1 protein-coding gene is annotated in these 828 nt (G+C 76.7%); it reads left to right on the forward strand.

The window, feature by feature from the left end; all coding sequences use genetic code 11:
* Positions 1-119: 119 nt before the first annotated feature.
* Positions 120-828, forward strand: a 709-nt coding sequence (locus tag HMPREF0731_RS22105; protein ID WP_040614457.1) for an AAA family ATPase, incomplete at its 3' end; no start/stop codon positions are given.

Below are 828 nucleotides of genomic sequence, written 5' to 3' on the forward strand. Positions count from 1 at the left end.
CCGCTGGAGACGCTGGACGCCTTCTGGCAGGCGGTGCGCGGCGCGGCCTTGCCCCCGGCCGCGCGCGCCGACGCGCTGGCCGCCATCGAAGCCGCCGACACCGGGGAGGGCTGAAGCCCATGCGTCCGCTGGCCCTCCGCCTCTCCGCCTTCGGCGCCTATGCCGGGGCGCAGGAATTCGACTTCGCCGCGCTCGGCGCGCAGCGCCTGTTCCTGATCCACGGCCCCACCGGCGCCGGCAAGACCACGCTGCTGGACGCGCTGTGCTACGCCCTGTTCGGCGAGAGCAGCGGCGCCGAGCGCGACGCGCAGCACCTGCGCAGCCACCATGCCGAGCCGGGGGCGGCGAGCTGGGTGGAGCTGGATTTCGCCCTCGGCGCCACGCGCTACCGCATCCGCCGCGCGCCGCGGCAGGAGGCGGTGGGGCGCGGCGGCAAGCTGGTGCAGCGCGCCCCCGAGGTGGTCCTGTGGGAGCTGCGCGGCGAGGACACGCCGCACCTGCTGGCCGACCAGGAGCGCCGCGTGGCCGATGCCGTGGCCGAGCTGCTGGGCTACCGCGCCGAGGAGTTCCGCCAGGTGGTGCTGCTGCCGCAGGGCCGCTTCCGCGAGCTGCTGACCGCGCCCCCCGGCAAGCGGCAGGAGATCCTGGCGACGCTGTTCCGCACCGTGCTCTATGAGCGGGTGGAGGCGGAGTTGCAGCAGCGCGCCCGCGCCGCGCTGGAGACGGCGCAGCGCGCCGAGCAGCACCGCCTGACCCTGCTGGGCCAGAGCGGCGCGGCGACGCCGGATGAGGCCGCCGCCGCCCTGGCGGCGGTGGAACAGCAGGCGG

It is taken from the genome of Pseudoroseomonas cervicalis ATCC 49957 (assembly GCF_000164635.1).
GTDB classification, from domain to species: Bacteria; Pseudomonadota; Alphaproteobacteria; order Acetobacterales; family Acetobacteraceae; genus Pseudoroseomonas; species Pseudoroseomonas cervicalis.